This window comes from Mycoplasma sp. 1578d, assembly GCF_024582695.1.
Classification (GTDB): Bacteria; Bacillota_I; Bacilli_A; order Mycoplasmatales; family Metamycoplasmataceae; genus Mycoplasmopsis.
Genome location: NZ_CP102081.1, coordinates 1 through 18,811, shown reverse-complemented (window position 1 = coordinate 18,811; position 18,811 = coordinate 1). Strand labels below are relative to the sequence as shown.

Genomic DNA, 18,811 nt, shown 5'->3' with positions numbered 1-18,811 from the left:
ATAATAAATTCAATTTAAAAACCACAATTAATATGAGCCAATTAAGTTAATATTGTTATTAGCTTTTGGATTACATATTAGAAATTGTGGTTTTTAAATTTGAAATTTCTTTTTGTTATTTATCTACTAATCAATTTTTATATCCTTAGGATGTTTAGTATTTTTGTTAGTTAGTATTTTTGTAATTTTTCCATGAGCAACATGAACAACTCGATCAGCAATTGGGGCAATTGAAGGATTATGAGTAACCATGACTATGGTTGTATTGAGCTTTTTGTTAATATCATATAAATAACTTAAAACAATTTCTGAGGTTTTATCATCAAGAGCTCCAGTAGGTTCGTCAGCAAAAATAATTTCAGTATTTTTAGCTAAAGCTCTTAAAATTGAAACTCTTTGTTGTTGACCTCCTGACATTTGTGATGGAAATTTATATTTGACATCATCCATATCAAAGTCACTGAATAATTGATCTATATCAATTTTCTTGTCTTTATCTTTTTGTAAATAAGCACCTGTTTCAACATTGTCATAAGCCGATAAATTTTGCAATAAATTATAGTTTTGAAAAATAAAGCTAATGTGCTCTCTTCTAAATAATGTTAATTGATTATCGCTTAAATAAGGTAAATTAACATCACAAACAATTACATGTCCTTTTGAAGGACGATCAAGTCCACTAATTAAGTTTAATAAAGTACTCTTCCCGCCGCCGGATTTACCATAAATCATAATGAATTCTCCACGATTTACGGTTAATGAAATATTTTTTAATACTCTTGTAATATTAGTTCCTGATAAATAATATTTACTTACGTCTTTAACTTCAATAATGGCATTAGGACTATTTTTTAAGTTTTTAAACTCATCCTTTTGTCGTTTGGTGTTAGTAGCACGAGTTAATTTACGAGCAATCGAATGATCGACAATAAAGTTATTATTTTCACTATCACCGTCTAAAATATCAAAAACATTTTTCTTGTTTATTTTGATATTTGTATTTTTCTTAGTGATTTGAACAATGTCTTCATTTTCTTTGCTTTGCTCATTAATTGTGGGTTCTGGTTTCTTTTTAAAAAACATTATTTACCTTTCAATAAGTCAATAGCTTTAATTTTATTAATATTTCTTCACGAAATAATTGAAGTAATCATAAATACCACAAAAATTACAATAAAGGTTAATCCAACACTAAATAGTGAAAGAGTTAGTGGAATGGCAATTGAAGCCGCATTTGTTAAAAATCCACTAAAGAAAGTAATTAATCCATACGTAATTGGAATTGATAATAAGATCGAAATAAGAATAAACGGAACATAGATTCCAAAGAACATTCGAACTTTTTCTTTTTGTGAATATCCTAGAATTGTTCAAATAGCAATATTCTTTTCGTTTTCGTTAATTAAAATAGTTGATACGATCACTAGAATAATCATTGACACAATAAAGGTTAGCAAGGTAATAAAAGTCACTATAATTTGTACCGTTTTAGCAATTGTAGTGGTAAATCCGACTTCAATATCTTTTGAATCTAATCCTTGAGCCGCCGCTACATAAGCTACATTGTCAAAAATTTCAGCAAATTTTCCAATTGCAGCATCTGGAGAAGCTCTCCCTTTATCATACACTTCTTGTATTTTTTGTGCATTTGCGTTTTTAGAATCAAAGTTTGGATCTATAAACTTGGCGATTTTTGCATCACTTCATCCTCATTTTTTAAACAATCCTTCTGAAGGCACATTAGGACTTGTTGCTTTACTTGCGAATAAAGCATCATAAATATTTTGTTTATCGACTAAAGTTGATGATTTTGTATCAAAACTTTGTAAAGCACCAGCATAACCTGAATATGAATAAACTGTTGCTGAATTAAGTAATTGTTGTGGAATTTTATCTTTTGATAAAATTCCATTAAATGGCCCATATTTAGGATTATTTTTTAATTTGTCTAATCCTGTAATTTTATCGGCTGCTTTTTTAGGAATAATAAACTCATTATTGATAAAGGTTGGATTAATTCCAATGACTTTAAAAGTATATGTTTTTGGATTTTCAATATACGTCAAGCCATTGAGTTTTGCATTAATTTTTTCTTCATAACGATCAGTGGTATTAAGTACTGGAATAGAAATTTGGCTTCCGATTGAAAGTTTGTATTTGTCTTTAACCACATTATTAATTACCAGCGGAATTGGTTCATTGAGCAATTCTTTATTTTGTTCAAAATTATCATTAAGTAATTTGAGTAAATTAATCCCTTTTTCATCAATTAACTTAAGTTGAGTGCTGTTTGGCATATAACCATAAAGACGAATTTGACTATTTTTATAATTTGAATCAACATAAGTATATGGTTCATCATTTTTATCGTTAAAGTAAATTCCAAAAAATGAAACAAAATAATCATTTATTGCACTTCCGTTTGGAATTTTAGCATATGCATTAACTAAAAAATCATGATATTCATCTCTAAATTTTGAAGTAGTAATCACAAAATCTTCATATTGATTTTCAACTTCATTTCATTTTAAATAATAGAATTTACCATCTACAGGGTTTTGAATATTCGGAACATAATGGAAGAAATCTTTTTTACTTTTGGCTGTTTCTTTAAGGTTTAATGTATTATCTTTGTTAAAGACAACAAATGATTGTGTTTTTTCAAGTAATAAAGCAATTTGATTTCTTAATTTATTAATTCTAGCTTTTACCGAATCAGGTAGATTATTATAAATCAAAGTTCATGGATCTAGTGAAACATTTGCATCAATTTTAAGGTTAACAGAGAATTGAGTAATCACGTGTGCATCAAACTCATTTGGATCCCCATTTTTACCGTCAATATTAATTGCGTTTGAATGTCCAACTTGGAAATATGAACTTTGAGTTTGATTAAACTCAGAAATATTTCCGATTGGAACATATAAATTATTTTTCACATCATTATCAAATGGCATTAATGCTCCACCTTGAATGGTTGGAGTAATGAGATCTAATTTATATGAATAATCACGATTTTGGTACGTTTTATTAATTGATTTTTCAAATACTCCTAGAGTTGAAAATTGGAAAATTGTTGCAATACTTGTGAGAATAATACTAAATCCAAAGGCTGATAATTTTCAAAAACTATTGAAAATTAATGAAGCTGAAAACTTGGTTTTAATATTATTTTTACTAAATAATTTCTGATATCTTTGTTGTAGATTTCCGATTGATAAATCAGCAATTCCACCCATTAATTCAATCGCTTTTCATCTGAGTGAATAAATAGTAATAATGAAAATTAATAACGACATTCCAAACATTGGAAGAATAACCGTTAATGCAAATGAAGTAAATGAGAACGAAAGTGTTTCAATTGGAATAGTTCAATACGCAGAAATAATTTTTAGTCCTAAAGCTTGATTAATAAATCCTAATAAGTATCCTGAAATTCCACCAACTAATGAAGTAATAAATGCAAACGCTGTCATTGAAAGTGCAATTTGCATTTGAGTATATCCTTGAGCAATTAAAATTCCAAGCACTTTATTTTTGTTTGATACATATCTTTTAATAATAAAAATGATTGAAATTGAAACAATAAAGATCATTAAAAATGATAATTGAAACGAGATTGCTGAAACAGATTTAATAATTTTTTCAATAGCTGAAATTCTTATTGATCGTTCAGGATTTAGCCCGTCTAAATCACTAGTTGAATAAGTTCAATTTGTTCTATTTGGGTTATCAATTGTGGTGCGAATAGTTTCATCGATTTGAGATTTCAATTCTTTTAAATCTGCATTGTTTGGTTTTTTTACTACTAAATATTCTTTAAGAGTATTTCCAATGTATGAATATCTAATTCTTGAAAAACCTTTATCATTAACGTATAAAATGGCTTGATTTTGAGTATCAACTTGTAAGTTGTTTTCATCAATAACTGGATATAAATAATCAAATGAACTATCATCTCCAACAATAATGAATTTTGAGCCATTAACCTCAATTAAAAAATCTTTGTCTAGTTTATTAATTAAGTCTTGAACTAAAGTTGGATTTTGCGGAATTGATCCAGTATAAATTTTCTTATTATTTTTAGCTAATCAAGCATAATTTGCTTTAACTACATATGAAGAACTTTGACTAAAGGTTAAGAAATTATTTTGAACAATTGGTGCAGTGATTGCATCCATTGACGCAATAATAAAATTAACTAAATTAATGCCAAAAACATTATATTTGCCATCTATATAATCTTGATTTTTCTTTCATCAAGTAAAGAAATCATCATCAATAGCAATTGCAAAGGTGAAATCACTTTCAATAGTTGAGTTATATGTTCTTTCAATAGCAAAATTTTCAATTCATTTTTTAAACTGATCAATTGGTAATTTTGCAATTTCTTCAAAGTTAATTAGTTTACTTTTTATAAAGTAAGCTAAGTTAATATTTTCTGATAATGAGAAATCAATATCATCAGTATTTGTTAAATATCAAACCAAAAGTTGTGGATAAAAGCTAATTAACAATGGATTAAGTACTACATCAGGAATTCCGATTGAGGAAATTGAAAAGGTTGTTAATGAATTAAAAATTTTGTCAATATTATTAACATTTTCTTTGATTAATGAATTGTTTAAAAATCCATTAATAAAGTTGTCAATAACAACTGATTGAAGTGCATGGTATTTTAATGGAACACCATCAATTGAAGATACACTTAAATCAAAATACATATTTGAAGCTGCTATTTGTGAAAAAGCAACCGTTCAACCAAACTCATGTTTTTTAATTGTATCTATAAATTCTGGATATTGTTGTATTAATTCATTTAATTTTGGATTTTTGTATTGATCACTTTCTTTATCAAAGAATAAATCTTTCATTTTATTTGGATTAGCTAGTGATCGTGAAATTCCAAAATTAGTTTCTTTGGCTAAAGCAATATTTTGCGAACTAGGTTTAAATAAATCAAAATTATTAAACGAATCAATTACTTCTTTTGAATTAGCTAATTCTAATCACTTGTTTAAAAATTCAATTCTTCGTTCATGTGAAACGTTTGCTAATTCTTTATATAAGATTCATCATTCACGAAATAGAGGTAAACCGTATTTTGAATATGAGTATTGATCTAATGGGTTATTGGCTAATATTTGATCAATTAGTTTTTTAATTAATCCATATAAAGGAGCTGAATTAAAATTATTGTTATAGTTTTTAAAGAAATAAGCAAGTGATCCGATACTTAAATTATTTTTATATTTTAAATCTGTTGTATTTAATTTTAATAAACTAAGAATTGATTCTCATTTTTCAATAAAGGATTTAAGCTCTTCTTTATTAAGATTTTGATCAACTTTTAAACCTAAAAATGAAACTAAAACATCTTTTTGTTCTTGAGTTAAAGAATCGTATTTTAATTCATTTAAGTTTTTAATTGAATTAAGAACTGGATCAATTATTCTTAATGAATTGCTTGATTCTTGAAAATTAAGGTTTAATAAATCAAAAAATCCTAATTTTTCATTATCATTTGTGGGAACATTAAAGAATTTTTTATCTGAAATTTTAATCGAAGTTCCTTTACTTGATAAATTAAGCATTTTGATAATTTGTTCTTTAAAAATTTTATCAGCACTAGGAACATTGAAAAATGATTTAAAGAACGAATAATAAATATCAATATTATTGACTGATCCAGCAAAATAATATTTAGTAACTAGTTCATTTTGACCGGTAATTTTATTAATCACAGGTGATGTTTGATCAAAATTACTTAATTTGATATTTTGAGATAATGTTTTTAAAAAGATATTTAAATCAAATGAATTTATAAAAAATTTTATTCCATCGATAAAGTTAGAATATTTTTTATCTGGTGGATTATTAACATTATTTATTTTTTCAATAATTTCATTAATATTTGCATCACCTGATGGTATAAACGATTTTAAAAGAGCTTTAATTCCACTTGGCGATTCAAATAATGCTTTTGTATTAAAATTATCTAAAATTTTATAAACAGCATTTTTAAAAATACTCTGATTTGAACTTTCGAATAATCAAACCATTATTTCAGTAATACTGATTTTTCTTTCTCTTTCAACGCCGTCTCTTAACTCTTTTTTGTTGTAATCTTTTTTAAAGAATTCATTAACTTTATCTGAAAAAGTTCGAAAATCAAATCCTGAAATAATATCTCTTAAGGCTTGTAAAAAGACTTTGGGATCCTTAATAAAATCAAGTAAACTAACTGGATCAATTATTTTATTTAAATCAAGAGCAAAAAGTCCATTAGTAAATGAATAAATATTCTCTATTTGAGTTTTTAAATAAGCTTTTTGCTGTTCTAAAGTGCCTTTTTCCTCTAAAATAGTGATTAAATGTTTTAAAACTGAATCCAGAATCCTTGATAAAAAATCACCTTTTGGATTGTGTGATAAACTATAGACTAAATCTAAAGCCATTTTAGGAACAATAATTAAATTAATGTTTCCTGAAGAAAAAATTCGTGCAAAATCATTTTGATTAATCGCGTAATTTGCTCCTTCAATAAAAGCATAAATTTCTTCTTTGGAAATAAAACCTTTTTTAATTAAATCTGAATCATATAGTGTTTTTTGAATATACTCAAGTGCTAAAGCTAATGAATTTTTGTTTAAAGCTTCTTGTAAAATATCAAATTTTGGTCCTCTATAATAAAATGGAAGTGATACAATGTTTGGAAATTGTGGATCAATTCTTCCTCAACCGTTTGGATTAACATAACTTAAACGTAAGGTTCAATTTTGACTAAGCATGTATTGATAAAGTTGCTCAGTAGTTAAAATTCCATTTATATTTTCTTTAAGCGAAACATTAACTCAGTGCGAAAAGGTTCCGTCATCATTATTAATCGCTTTAAGTAAAATAAAGTTTTTATAATCATTGGTTATCGCTACACCATAACCATTAAAATTATTTAATAAATTAGAATTTTCGTCTTTAATTAAATTAGTTAAACGATAAGTTTTCTTAGCTTTAAATGTTGATGAAATACCATTATTTTTATCTGTATAGATGACGGTATTATAACTATAATCTGGAATTAAATATTCAGGAAGAGGACTAATATTTCCTTTGGAATTATTTAAAATTTCTTTAGCAATAAATGAGTTAATTTGTTTAGTTTTAAAGAAACTATCAATCGAAGTTGATATTTGAGTTAAGGCGGTTTTATGAGTACTTTCATTAATCAATTTATCAACATTAAGTTCAACTCCGTTAACTAGATTTTGGTTATTTCCAATATTAACAAAGTGTAAAACAGTTTTTTTACCTTGATCATCAACTGAATCAACAGTTGTAGTTTGTCTTAAACCAACATTATTTTTATCTTTATCAACTAATTCAATTACTTTATCAGTAATATTTTTCTTAGTAATGGATAAAGCTCCTTCTCGAATAGTTTTAATGAGATTTTCTTTATATAGTTTTGAAGTTAAGATTTTATATTCTTCGCTATCAACTTGTTCAAAACCTTCAATTTGTGCAATAGTTTGTTCTTGATTGGTTATAAAATTAGCTAAATTAACTTTTTCTGGTTGTTCACTTTTTGGAGCTAATTGTAGTTTAATTTTATTAACATCTTCCATTGAAATAGTTAATGTGGAACTATTAATTAAAGATTGATTTTTTTGTGGATTTCCATTGGCATCAAAATAAGTGACAAAACGTTCAATATTTTTGTCTCAATATGCAAATCTACTATATTTAGTTTTTAATTTTTCATCATTACCATCAAAGATATTTGAAATAAAAGTTTTATACGATCCTTTTCATTTATCCTTATTTTCTGCATCATAAGTAGTGGTATATAACTTTCTTTGATAAAAAGTTTTTTCATTTTCTATTGCGGCTCATTTATTTGGAATTAAATAATCTTTATTTTCTTGAAATGTGAAGGAACGAGAAACATCAATAGATGCATTTTCGTTTCCAAATAATTGATTGTATGTAAAAGTTTGATTTAAATTAGTATTGTAATGTTCTTGTAAATTAGTTTCATCAGTAGGAAAATTAACTAAAACTGAATTAATCAAATTATCACGCACAAAAACAAATTCATTATCATTTAATGCAACAAGACCAAATAATCGAGCTAATTTATTTCCAAATATTTTATAAGATTGTTCTTGCTCTTCTCAATGTTTTCCTTTAACAAAATCAAAAGTGAGTTGATTGGTTTTTAAATTAACGTATAGTACTGGTAATTGTGAAAAATAAATTTTATTATCACTTTTTTCTAAATTGAGTAAATTTGAAATTTTATAATTTTTATCAAAGATAAAATTAACATTTTTATTAGGTTTTAATTCAACTTTATAGATTTCAAAATCATTTCCATTTTTAGTATAAGTATTAAATGAATAATTTTGATTAATCTTAAAATGTTTATTCGAACCTGAATAATCTAAAATAATTCCTTGTTGTGAAAAATTAGGGTCTAAAAGAGAATTATAAAATTTAATAAAATCATTTTTGCGAATGTATTTATTTGAAAACTCGCTATTTTGCCCAATAAAATTAGATAACAAAATATAATTGTCATTTATTAACTCAGTAACAATAATATTTCGGCTTAAACTGTATGAACCTGAAATGTAGTTAATGGGCTTATCATAATAAATTCCTCCGTTAGCTTGAGTAAGGCCATTAATATAATAACCATCATTAAAAAAAGTGCCTGAAGATGGAATATTTAAATCTACAGTTAAATCATGTCCATTTGAAAGGGTTTTATATTTATTATATTGAACTTTCATCACTTTGCTCATATCATGAAATAAAGTAAAAATTCCTGAAGAAAGAAAAATTAAAATAGTGAGACCTATTAAGGTTACTTTATTCTTTTTAAGAGAACGAAAAACTTCTTTGAATAAATTTCACATTTTAACCTCCTTAAATTGTCTTTACTTATTTTATAGCAAAAACAATTAAAAAGTAAATATAAATTATAACGCTTTTTGAAAAAATTTCCACATTTCCTAGATTTTTTGTGAAAAAAATACGGTAATACTTATTAACATATTAGAATTAAATTATAACAATATAGTTATGAAAGGGTACAAACTATGAAAAATCTAAAAATTGCAATTATTGGTTCAGGACAAGTCGGAATGAGCTTTATGTATGCTTGCTTCAATCAAGGGCTTGGTAGTGAATTCGGTATTATTGACGTAAATGAAAAACTACAAAAAGGAAACGTTCTTGATTTACAAGATTCAATTGGTAATGCACCAATTAATGTAAAAGTTGTTAAAGCAAGTTATGAAGACTTAAAAGACTATGACTTTATCTTCATTTCAGCTGGAAGACCACAAAAAGTAGGTGAAACAAGATTACAATTACTTAGCTCAAATGCTCAAATTATGAAAAGCATTGGTACATCAGTCAAAGAATCAGGATTTAAAGGAATTACACTTATTGCTTCAAACCCTGTTGACATTATGACTGCTGTATACCACCATGCAACCGGATTCGAGAAAAACAAAATCATTGGATCAGGAACTATTCTTGATACATCAAGACTTAAATTTGCTATTGCTCAACAATATGGAGTTTCATCACACGATGTTCAAGCATACGTTATTGGTGAACATGGAGATTCTTCAGTATCAGTAATCTCATCAGCTAGAATCGCTGGATTTAAATTAGAAAAATTCTCAACAGGTAATGTAGAAGAAGAATTGAAACAAGTTGAACAAGACGTTAGAGAAAGAGCTTACAGAATTATCGAAACTAAGGGTGCTACATACTATGGAATTGGAAATGGTATTGCTAACATTCTAAAACAAGTTCTTTACGATACAAAGGCTATTCTTCCAGTTGGAGCTTTATTACAAGGACAATATGGAATTAAAGATATTGTTTTTGGAACACCATGTGTTTTAGGTAAAAACGGAATTGAAAAAGTTCTTGAAGCTAAATTGAGCGAAAAAGAACATGAAAAATTAACGAAATCAGCAGAAGTTATTTCTACAAATACAGAAATAGTTCTTAAAGAATTAGGATTTAAATAAATCATAGTTATTAAATAATCAAAACGCACCTTTTAAAGATGCGTTTTTCTTTTTAACACATTGAATTTATATAAAAAGAAAACTCTTTAATTAGAGTCTTCTTTACTTTCTACAATTAATTCAGCTTCTTGTGCTTGTTCTTTTTGAGATTTAACTTCAGAATGATTTGTCTTTTCGTTTGTATTAGTTGATGAATTTTTATCTTCATTTTGAACTAAATTAATTAAACTATCTAATTCTAAATTGTCTTCATTTTGTTTTTTGTTTGCTTGTTTTTTAGGTGGAAGAGCCATGTGTTTAGCGATATATTCAATCTCTTCAGCAATAATGGTTTCTTGTTCGAGTAATAAAGTTTTAATCAATTCTAATAACTCAAGGTTTTCATTAATGATTTTAGTTGCTAAATCTTTAGCGTGGAAAATGATTTTACGCACTTCAAGATCAATTTCGTGACTAACCTGGTTTGAAATTCCTCCACCATTTGCTAAAGTTTTTCCAAGGAACGGATTTCCTTCTTCATCATGGTATTTAATAGGTCCAAGATCTGACATCCCAAACTCAACCACCATTCTACGAGCAATTGAGGTTGCTTTTTTAATATCATCACTTGCACCAGTGGTAATATGTTTGCTTCCATATTTAATTTCTTCAGCAGAACGACCACCCATAAAACTTGCAATGGTTGCTAAAAGTTCTTGTTTAGTATAATTATACTTTTCATTTTCAGGCATCATCAAGTTATATCCACCAGCATTTCCACGAGGAATAATAGTGATTTTTTGAACTTTATTTCCGCCTGGAATTTTAATTCCAACCACTGCGTGTCCAGCTTCGTGATAAGCAACTAAAGTTAATTCTTCTTTGGTAATAGTTCTTGATTTTTTGGCTGGACCTGACATAACTCTGTCAATTGCTTCATCAATAATTTCAGTAGTAATAACACTACTATTTTCACGCACAGAAAGTAAAACAGATTCATTAATTACGTTCTCAATTTGAGCTCCACTAAAACCTGGGGTTCTACGAGCTAATTTTTCAAAGCTAATTGATTTATCAAATCTTTTACCTTTAGCGTGTAATTTTAAAATTTCTTCTCTTTCTTTAACGTCAGGGAGTCCAACAGTAATAATTCTATCAAAACGTCCTGGACGTGTAAGAGCAGGGTCTAAAATGTCAGTTCTGTTGGTTGCAGCGACAAATAATAATCCTGAATTTTCCTTAATTCCATCCATTTCAACTAAAAGTTGGTTTAAAGTTTGCTCACGTTCGTCGTGTCCACCGCCTATCCCGCTTCCACGAGTACGTCCAATAGCATCAAGCTCATCGATAAAGATAATTGCGGGTGAATGTTTTCTTGCTTCATTAATTACTTGACGAACTCTTTTAGCTCCCATACCAACAAATAACTCAACAAAATTAGATGCTGATACAAAGTAGAAAGGAACTGAGGCTTCTCCAGCAGTTGCTTTAGCTAATAAGGTTTTTCCTGTACCTGGAGGTCCTCCGAGTAGAATTCCTCTTGGCATTCTTGCTCCTGCTTCTTCATATTTCTTAGGATTCTTTAGATAATCAACAATTTCTTTAATTTCTTCAATTGGTTCTTTGTTTCCGGCAATGTCAGTGAATTTCTTATCTGATTTAATTAATTGTGCAGGACTTTTGTCTTGTCCAAATGCACCTGATTGCCCTGAAATACTTCTGTTTAATGATCTAAAAATAAAGAATGAAATTATAATAATCAAGATTCAAGGAATCATTGAAATTAATAATTGAACGAAAATATTTTGTCTTGGAGTTTCAACAGATTGGGCTTTTCCAACAACAGCTATTATTTCGTTTTGTGCATTTTTAAAATTACCATAAAAAATACTATCAGGGAAAACTTTTGTTTCTCCTGTAATAGCTGTTAAATCATTTTTATTACCGAAAGTAATAAAAGATTTAGAACTTCCTTGATCTACAAAAACACCTGTAATTGTGTTTGAAAAAGGATTGGTTGTAATTTCCTTAAAATATGTATCATCACTTCTACTTGCGGCAGCAAGTTTAATATTTTTATCTAATTCATTAAGACTTCATTCATTTGGTCTTGAACTTAAACTAGTAATATAAAAAATTATTAAACCAATAGCAATAGCCAAGAAAATAGCGATAATTGCTATAGTAATAATTTTTCTCTTTTTGTTATTTTGCAAAGATTCCCCTTTCTCTATAATAGATAAATAAAATTATAAACTTTTTTATGTGATTTTTTCAGCGATAGCATAAACGTACTTTTAACTTAATTAAAGATAACTTTTCCCTTTATTTTTTTTAAATATCTTACTGATGATAATTTATAAACACTAGTTCTATTTTTTGATTTTATAAAATCAATAATAGATTGTAATTTTGAGTTAGAAAGTTTAATATCGTCAAAATTTTCGTTTATTAAAAAATAGAGAACTTGTTTTTGTTTTTTAATAAATTTAAATGTCTCTTGTGAATAATTATTATTTTTTCAAATCTTTATTTGCTTGTTAATAGAATACTTTTTAAAAATTAAAAATATATTTTTTAACCTGTATTTTGTGATTAAAAATTCTTTATACAATAAATTTTTATTTTTTAATTCTAATCGAATTTGATTCCGTTTATATTTTGGAATTTCGTTTGTATAATCATTAGCAAATTGAATATTATTTTTAATATTAAATTTAAGAATTGATTTTTTATTTAATTTAAAAATTAAAGGACGATAAATATTTAAATTTTTAAATTTAGAATATTTTTTAATTCCTCAATAATTAACTATTTTTTGTTTTTGAGTTTGAAATAAACAAGTTTCTAAAAAATCATCTTTATGATGAGCGGTTAATAAGAAATTAATTCCATATTTTTTTGAAATTTCAACAAAAAAATCATATCTTATATCACGTGCTCATTTTTGAAAATTACCCTTTTGATAATCTTCTTTTTGTAAAATTAATTTTTCTAAAACAAGATGGTATTTTTCACAATATTCTTCAACAATTTGCTGATCTTTTGATGAATCTGTCCTTTGATTGTAGTTAACAAAAGCTACAATTGGATTTTTATGTTTATATTTATTTAATAAAAACATGCTGTCAGGGCCGCCTGAAACAGCAATGATAATTTTTTTATTTAACTTCATTTTTATTTTGATTAAATTTATTCATAATTGTATAAATATCATTTTGCATATACGAAATACATGCTTCAGCAGCTACTTCAATAACATTATCTAAAATATAAAATTGCTCTTCAGTGAATTTACCTAATACAAAGCTTTTTAACTCACCTTTAAACGGAGTCATAATCCCAATTTTCATTCGTTTAAAATCAGTGTTTTTAAGTTTATCAATTACACTTAATACGCCATTGTGGCTCCCGCCACTGCCACCAACTTTAATACTCGATTTTCCAAGCGGGAAATCTTTTTCATCATGAATAATTAAAATGTCATCAGAATTAATATTATAATAATTAGCTAATTGCGATACAAACTCGCCAGAATTGTTCATATAAGTCATTGGCTTTGCGATTACAACATTATCTAATTTAATGAATTCACCATTAAATTTATTTTTATTCAAACTGATTTTGAGTTTTTCGCATATACGATCAATAACTAAAAAACCGGCATTATGTCGAGTATATTTATACTCAATTCCAGGATTGCCTAATCCAACAATTAATTTCATTATTCTCCTTGTAAAATGTATTTAAAATTGGTTGATATAGTTCTTTTATTGCTACTGTTTTGAGTTAATAATTCTAAATAATCGCAATTTGGTGTGGTAACAATGCTTAAATGTTTAATCGCACGAGATGTGGCTGTATAAACTAATTTTTTCGTAATCATAAATTTATATTGTGGATTAATAGCAAAAATAACACTATCAATTTCTGAACCTTGAAATTTATGAATAGTGATTGCATAAGCTAAATTAATTTGTTTTTTAAATTCTTCTTCAGAATATTTAACATTAATCACGTTATTATTCTTTTTAAATTCAACAACAATGAATTTAACTTTTTTATTCGGGCTGATAAGTAATTTTTTAATATAACCAATATCCCCGTTATAAACATCATCATTAATCCGGTTTTCGAGTTGAATTACTCGATCATTAATTTTAAAGTTAATTTCAGTATCAAATTTTTTAATAGTATAAATAATTTCACCATTATCATTGAGTTGTTTTTGGATGTGGTTATTAAGTTTAACAATCCCTAAACCACCTTTATATGAAGGTGTAAGTAAAATAACATTATCTAAATCATATTTTTTAACCTCGTTTAAATATAATTTAGTAATTTCATCTAAATAATTATTAGTATTAAATTGAAAAAGATCAACCACTTTATCCTTAAATACTGGTAATTGGTTATATTTAATTGCGTTAAAATGTTCAACAATTTCTTTAAATTCAGTACGAAAATTCTTTTCTAAATAAGTAATATTCGCTAATTCAAAATCAATTATTTCTTCAAGTAAATTCCCTGGGCCAATGGCAGGTAATTGTTCAACATCTCCAATTAAAATAATTTTCTCTAAATTTGAGCATGCATATAGTAATTTAGAAAAAATATTAATATTAACCATTGAAAATTCATCAATAATAACTACTTTGACATGAGCTAAATTTTTCAGTGTTTCATCATCAATTCCACGTTCATTCTTATCAATTTTAAGCATACTGTGGATTGTTCTACATTGTTCGTTGATTTTGAGCGAAATACTACTACTTGCACGACCTGTAGGAGTAATTATAAAATAATCTCTAAGATTTTTTAAACCATTTTGTTTTAATATTTTATTAATAAACTTAATCAAATAACTTTTACCTGTTCCTGGTCCGCCTGAAACTACTGAAATATTAAAATTTAAAAAATTTAAAAAAGCATTTTTTTGTTCATTGCTTAAGATATTAAACTCTTCACAAATATTGCTATTTAACTCCATTGGGTCTTTAGCGTTTATTTCTTTAAGTTTTTCAATAATAAACTTTTCGTTTTCGTATGTAGTATTTCTAGTTAGATACGAAATATCTCCAATTTGTCTAAAATATACTTTCTTTCGAGAAATTAAATATTTAAATTTTTCAATCACTTCTTCTTTTTTCAGATTTAAAATTTCACTAATATTTTTGGCTATATCAACAATATTAATTAAAGTTGAATTATTATTTTCTTGATCTTTTAATAAAAAATCAACATAAGCTTCAAAACGCTGTATGCTGTTCTGGTTTTGGGTATTTTTATAAAAAGTATCAAGTGAAAGAGCAAAACGATCTACCTCTTTGAGATCCATTTCGTGTATTAAATATAAAACATACGGAGATTTGAGTTTAAAATACTCTAAAAGCGGAACTGAAGGCTGTATTAAAGCTAAAACTTTTTGATAAAAAAGCTCCATATTGTATAAATAAAAAAACTTTTGATCATTAATTTGATCTTGTGAATTAAGATTCAAAAAAGATTCAATTTGAATTGTGTTTTCTTTATAATATTCTACAAAAGCATTGATTTGTTTATCACTTAATATTTCTCTTAATTCTCTTTGATTAGTATCAACATCTTTAATTAAATTAAAAATCTCTTTTGATCATTTATTATTTATTTTTTGAGCTGTAGTTTTACCAATATGCGAAACTTTACAAAAATATTCTTCTCATTTTATTTCTTTATTAACTGCAATAGGAATAAAAGATTCTAGCATTTTATTAGCACTAACACCTTTAGAATTATCTCTAAAAGTTATTTCATATTGTACGTACAAAAGAGGAATATTATTTCGTGCGTATAAAACTATCACCTTACCACCATTTTCAGGTTTAAAAGTTAATAAAGCTCAACTTGAATTTCTATCGCCTTTAATAAACTTGGTAAAATTCCCTCTTAATTTTTCTGAATTCATAATATTTTTATATTATATTAAATTTAAAAATTTAATATAAATTGAAAAAAATGGCTAAAATTTACTCTTCTTCTGCAACAACTTTAATCAATGTATCATTAACTCAGACAATATCGCCAGGTTTTATTTTAGAAGATCTTCCTTGCGGGGTTTCACCATTAATTTTAATTGAATTATTTTTAACAAAATATTTTGCTTGTCCGCCGGTTTGAGTTTCGTGGATCTTTTTGAGAAATTGACTTAACTTAATTGAGTCGCCTTTAATTTTTACTATCATCTTATCACCTAAATTCTTCTTAATGGAGTTATTAATTGCTTATTATAATTATTATTTTCTGAAATGAGTAATAAACGATCTTCTTTTTTGCTAATAAATATGTTTATAATTCCATTTTCTAAAACCGAAATAGCATCCTTTATATATTGAAAATCAAGATCAATTTCTATATTTGGTCCTTCTAAAGTGTAATTGGAAGTTTGTGCTTCTCCAATTCCGATTTCAGGAACTTCATAAACTACTTTAACTTCATTTTGATTAAATGTAAATTGTAATCTTCTTGATTTTTCTGATGAATAAAACAATGCTTTGCTAATTAATTTTAAAAATTCTTGTTTTTCAATTTTAATTGTTCGAGAAACATCAAAATTAAACAAGTTTCAAATATCCATATAGTTTAAATTAGTGGTTAATGTTTGAACTACTGTATCAGTATATGAAATTCCGAATTTACCTTGATTAAAAAACATAAATACTTTTCTATCAGCGTCTTTGGTAACAATTCTCTTTAAATTCCGAGCATCAATTGTTAAATTGATTTCAACGGGTTTAGAAACCTTAATGCTTTCAGTACTTAATCGATAAGAATCTGTTGATACGAAACGAATACTATTAGCACCATCGCTACTTACGTTAATACATTTATAAACTAGTGCGTTAAGTTTATCATTTGAAATACTAGCGGCTATAGATGCATTATTGATAGTTTTTTCAAGTTGAGCTGAATTAACCTCAGTTCGATTATCTTGATTATTGAAATCAATTTGAGGATATTGATGAATATCAATTTTAGTTAAAGTAAATTTAGTGGTTCCTTCATAAATATCAATTGAATTTTCATTAACTTTAAAAGTTACATATTTATTAAATTTCTTAATAATATTTTTAAGTATAGATGCATTAATTAAAACTTTTCCAACCTCTTCTAGATTTATGTTATTTTGTTCAATATCAATTTTTTTACGAGCTGAAATAGTTGCTGATTGTGCTGTTATAGTTAAAAAATCAGAATTTATATTAAAGAATAGGCACCTAAAAGGCATAAACGAATCTGAAGCATCAATATACAAACTCAAAAATTCTACAATTGGTTCGATTTTATTTTTTAGTATTGTGAATTTCATAAAAACTCCTTGAATTAATATATATTAATATAATATTGTGTGAATAAGTGGATAATTAATAAAAACTTATTTTTTAACCATATTTTATTGTCAAAAATGCATTTTTTAATAAAGTATTCCTGTGGATAACTTGCTAATTATTTTCTATTTCTAACTTTAAAGTTTCAATTGTTCTTTTAACTGAAGAATCTGCTTTTATTTGCGTTTCAAACTTTTTAAATGCATTTAAAATAGTACTATGATCTTTATTAAGTATTTGACCAATTTTAGTTGAAGAATAATCTAAAATAATTTTTATTAAATTAATTATCATGTGACGAGCAATAACAACATTACTTCTTCTAGTTTTAGAATAAATTTCTCTAGAATGAATTTGGTAATATTTGCATACTCGCTCAATAATTTCTTCTGGCGTAATTTTTTTATTAGGAGCCACAAAGTCTTTAAAGGCGTTTTTAACAACATTAAAGACATAATCAGAATTTAGAATTTCTTTTTTATAAAATTTTAATTTGCTAATAGCCCCAATCAGACCCCGAATTGAGTCCGAATGACCATTAATAATAAAATTTACGCTTTTTTCGTCAAATAAATTAATGTTTAATCCCTCTTCTTTGTTTAAGATTTCAGTAAAAACCTTGCGAAAATCATTTTTATTTGGCTTTTGGATTTTTGTTTGAATTCCTGAACGCAAGCGAGTAATTAAGCGTTCTTCAAAAAGAGGAGTAATGTCTTTAATTTCAAATTCTGAAGCAAATACAGTGAGCTTATTTAACATCATACGCTTATCAATAACATTAAATAAAAAATTCTTAGTAGCTATTTTTTTACCTTCAGCAAAAATTTGAAAATCATCAAAAACAATTAAATGAACGTTTGAATAATATTTAAGAATTTTAGAAATCTTATCTTGATCGTTTTCTTTGATTAAATTTGAAATATAAGTAGAAAAGTTAAATGGACTAATATAAATACAAGTATTTGATTTTTTATAAGCCTTAAATTCATTAATTAAAGCTGAAAGTAAATGTGTTTTTCCAAGTCCTGATTTTCCAGATAAATATAAAATATTTACACCAGTATCTTCATAAACAATTTTTTTAAAAATTTCTAATGCTTCTTGATTAAATTCGCTTTGAATATAATTTTCAAAAGTAAAATGAGTATTAATTTCTTCGTTTTGAATCTGAATTTTAATTGATTCTTTAATTCTTTTTTGATTAACTTTTATTTCTTCAATGTGCTTTTTATGGTCTTCTAAATTTGTGTTAATAAAGTCTCATACATATTCATTACCTAAAATATCTTTAACTGACGAATCTAGAGCTTGAGTTCATTCGTTTTTATATTTATCTAGATAATACTTTTCTAATGATAAATTACTAAAAATAATGTGTTTTTTTCACATTTAATAACTTTCATTTTTTCAAAAAAA

General features: G+C 26.0%; 10 protein-coding genes. 1 reads left to right on the top strand and 9 read right to left on the bottom strand.

The features are described 5' to 3' along the window. Positions 1 to 126: 126 nt before the first annotated feature. Positions 127 to 1,083, bottom strand: a complete 957-nt coding sequence (locus NPA11_RS00050) for an ABC transporter ATP-binding protein (protein ID WP_257043570.1) — start codon at positions 1,081 to 1,083, stop codon at positions 127 to 129. Further along, positions 1,083 to 8,921: an ABC transporter permease gene (locus tag NPA11_RS00045; protein WP_257043568.1), complete on the bottom strand. Its 7,839-nt coding sequence runs from the start codon at positions 8,919 to 8,921 to the stop codon at positions 1,083 to 1,085. Before NPA11_RS00045 ends, NPA11_RS00050 begins: the two co-directional genes overlap by 1 nt. Before the next feature lie 183 nt (positions 8,922 to 9,104). On the opposite strand from NPA11_RS00045, the gene NPA11_RS00040 reads away from it, so the two are divergent. Then, entirely contained in the window at positions 9,105 to 10,052 is a 948-nt protein-coding gene (locus NPA11_RS00040; RefSeq protein WP_257043567.1) for an L-lactate dehydrogenase, read from the top strand. Positions 10,053 to 10,138: 86 nt separating this feature from the next. Here NPA11_RS00040 and ftsH read toward each other — a convergent pair whose 3' ends face one another. The 7 genes from ftsH to NPA11_RS00005 all read right to left on the bottom strand — a co-directional run bounded on the left by ftsH (position 10,139) and on the right by NPA11_RS00005 (position 18,784). After that, positions 10,139 to 12,247: an ATP-dependent zinc metalloprotease FtsH gene (gene ftsH / locus NPA11_RS00035; protein ID WP_257043565.1), complete on the bottom strand. Its 2,109-nt coding sequence runs from the start codon at positions 12,245 to 12,247 to the stop codon at positions 10,139 to 10,141. A gap of 86 nt (positions 12,248 to 12,333) precedes the next feature. Continuing rightward, positions 12,334 to 13,206, bottom strand: a complete 873-nt coding sequence (gene tilS, locus NPA11_RS00030; protein WP_257043564.1) for a tRNA lysidine(34) synthetase TilS — start codon at positions 13,204 to 13,206, stop codon at positions 12,334 to 12,336. Then, positions 13,193 to 13,756, bottom strand: a complete 564-nt coding sequence (gene pth, locus NPA11_RS00025) for an aminoacyl-tRNA hydrolase (protein ID WP_257043563.1) — start codon at positions 13,754 to 13,756, stop codon at positions 13,193 to 13,195. The genes tilS and pth overlap by 14 nt, the downstream gene beginning before the upstream one ends. Continuing rightward, positions 13,756 to 15,975 (bottom strand): ATP-dependent RecD-like DNA helicase, encoded by a 2,220-nt coding sequence (locus NPA11_RS00020; protein WP_257043562.1) that lies wholly within the window; start codon positions 15,973 to 15,975, stop codon positions 13,756 to 13,758. The genes pth and NPA11_RS00020 overlap by 1 nt, the downstream gene beginning before the upstream one ends. Positions 15,976 to 16,036: 61 nt before the next feature. Further along, on the bottom strand, positions 16,037 to 16,252 hold the full coding sequence (locus tag NPA11_RS00015) for an RNA-binding S4 domain-containing protein (RefSeq protein ID WP_257043561.1): 216 nt from the start codon (positions 16,250 to 16,252) through the stop codon (positions 16,037 to 16,039). Between the two features lie 8 nt (positions 16,253 to 16,260). Then, positions 16,261 to 17,376, bottom strand: a complete 1,116-nt coding sequence (locus NPA11_RS00010) for a DNA polymerase III subunit beta (protein ID WP_257043560.1) — start codon at positions 17,374 to 17,376, stop codon at positions 16,261 to 16,263. A gap of 133 nt (positions 17,377 to 17,509) precedes the next feature. After that, entirely contained in the window at positions 17,510 to 18,784 is a 1,275-nt protein-coding gene (locus NPA11_RS00005; protein ID WP_257043559.1) for a DnaA ATPase domain-containing protein, read from the bottom strand. Positions 18,785 to 18,811 lie beyond the last annotated feature (27 nt).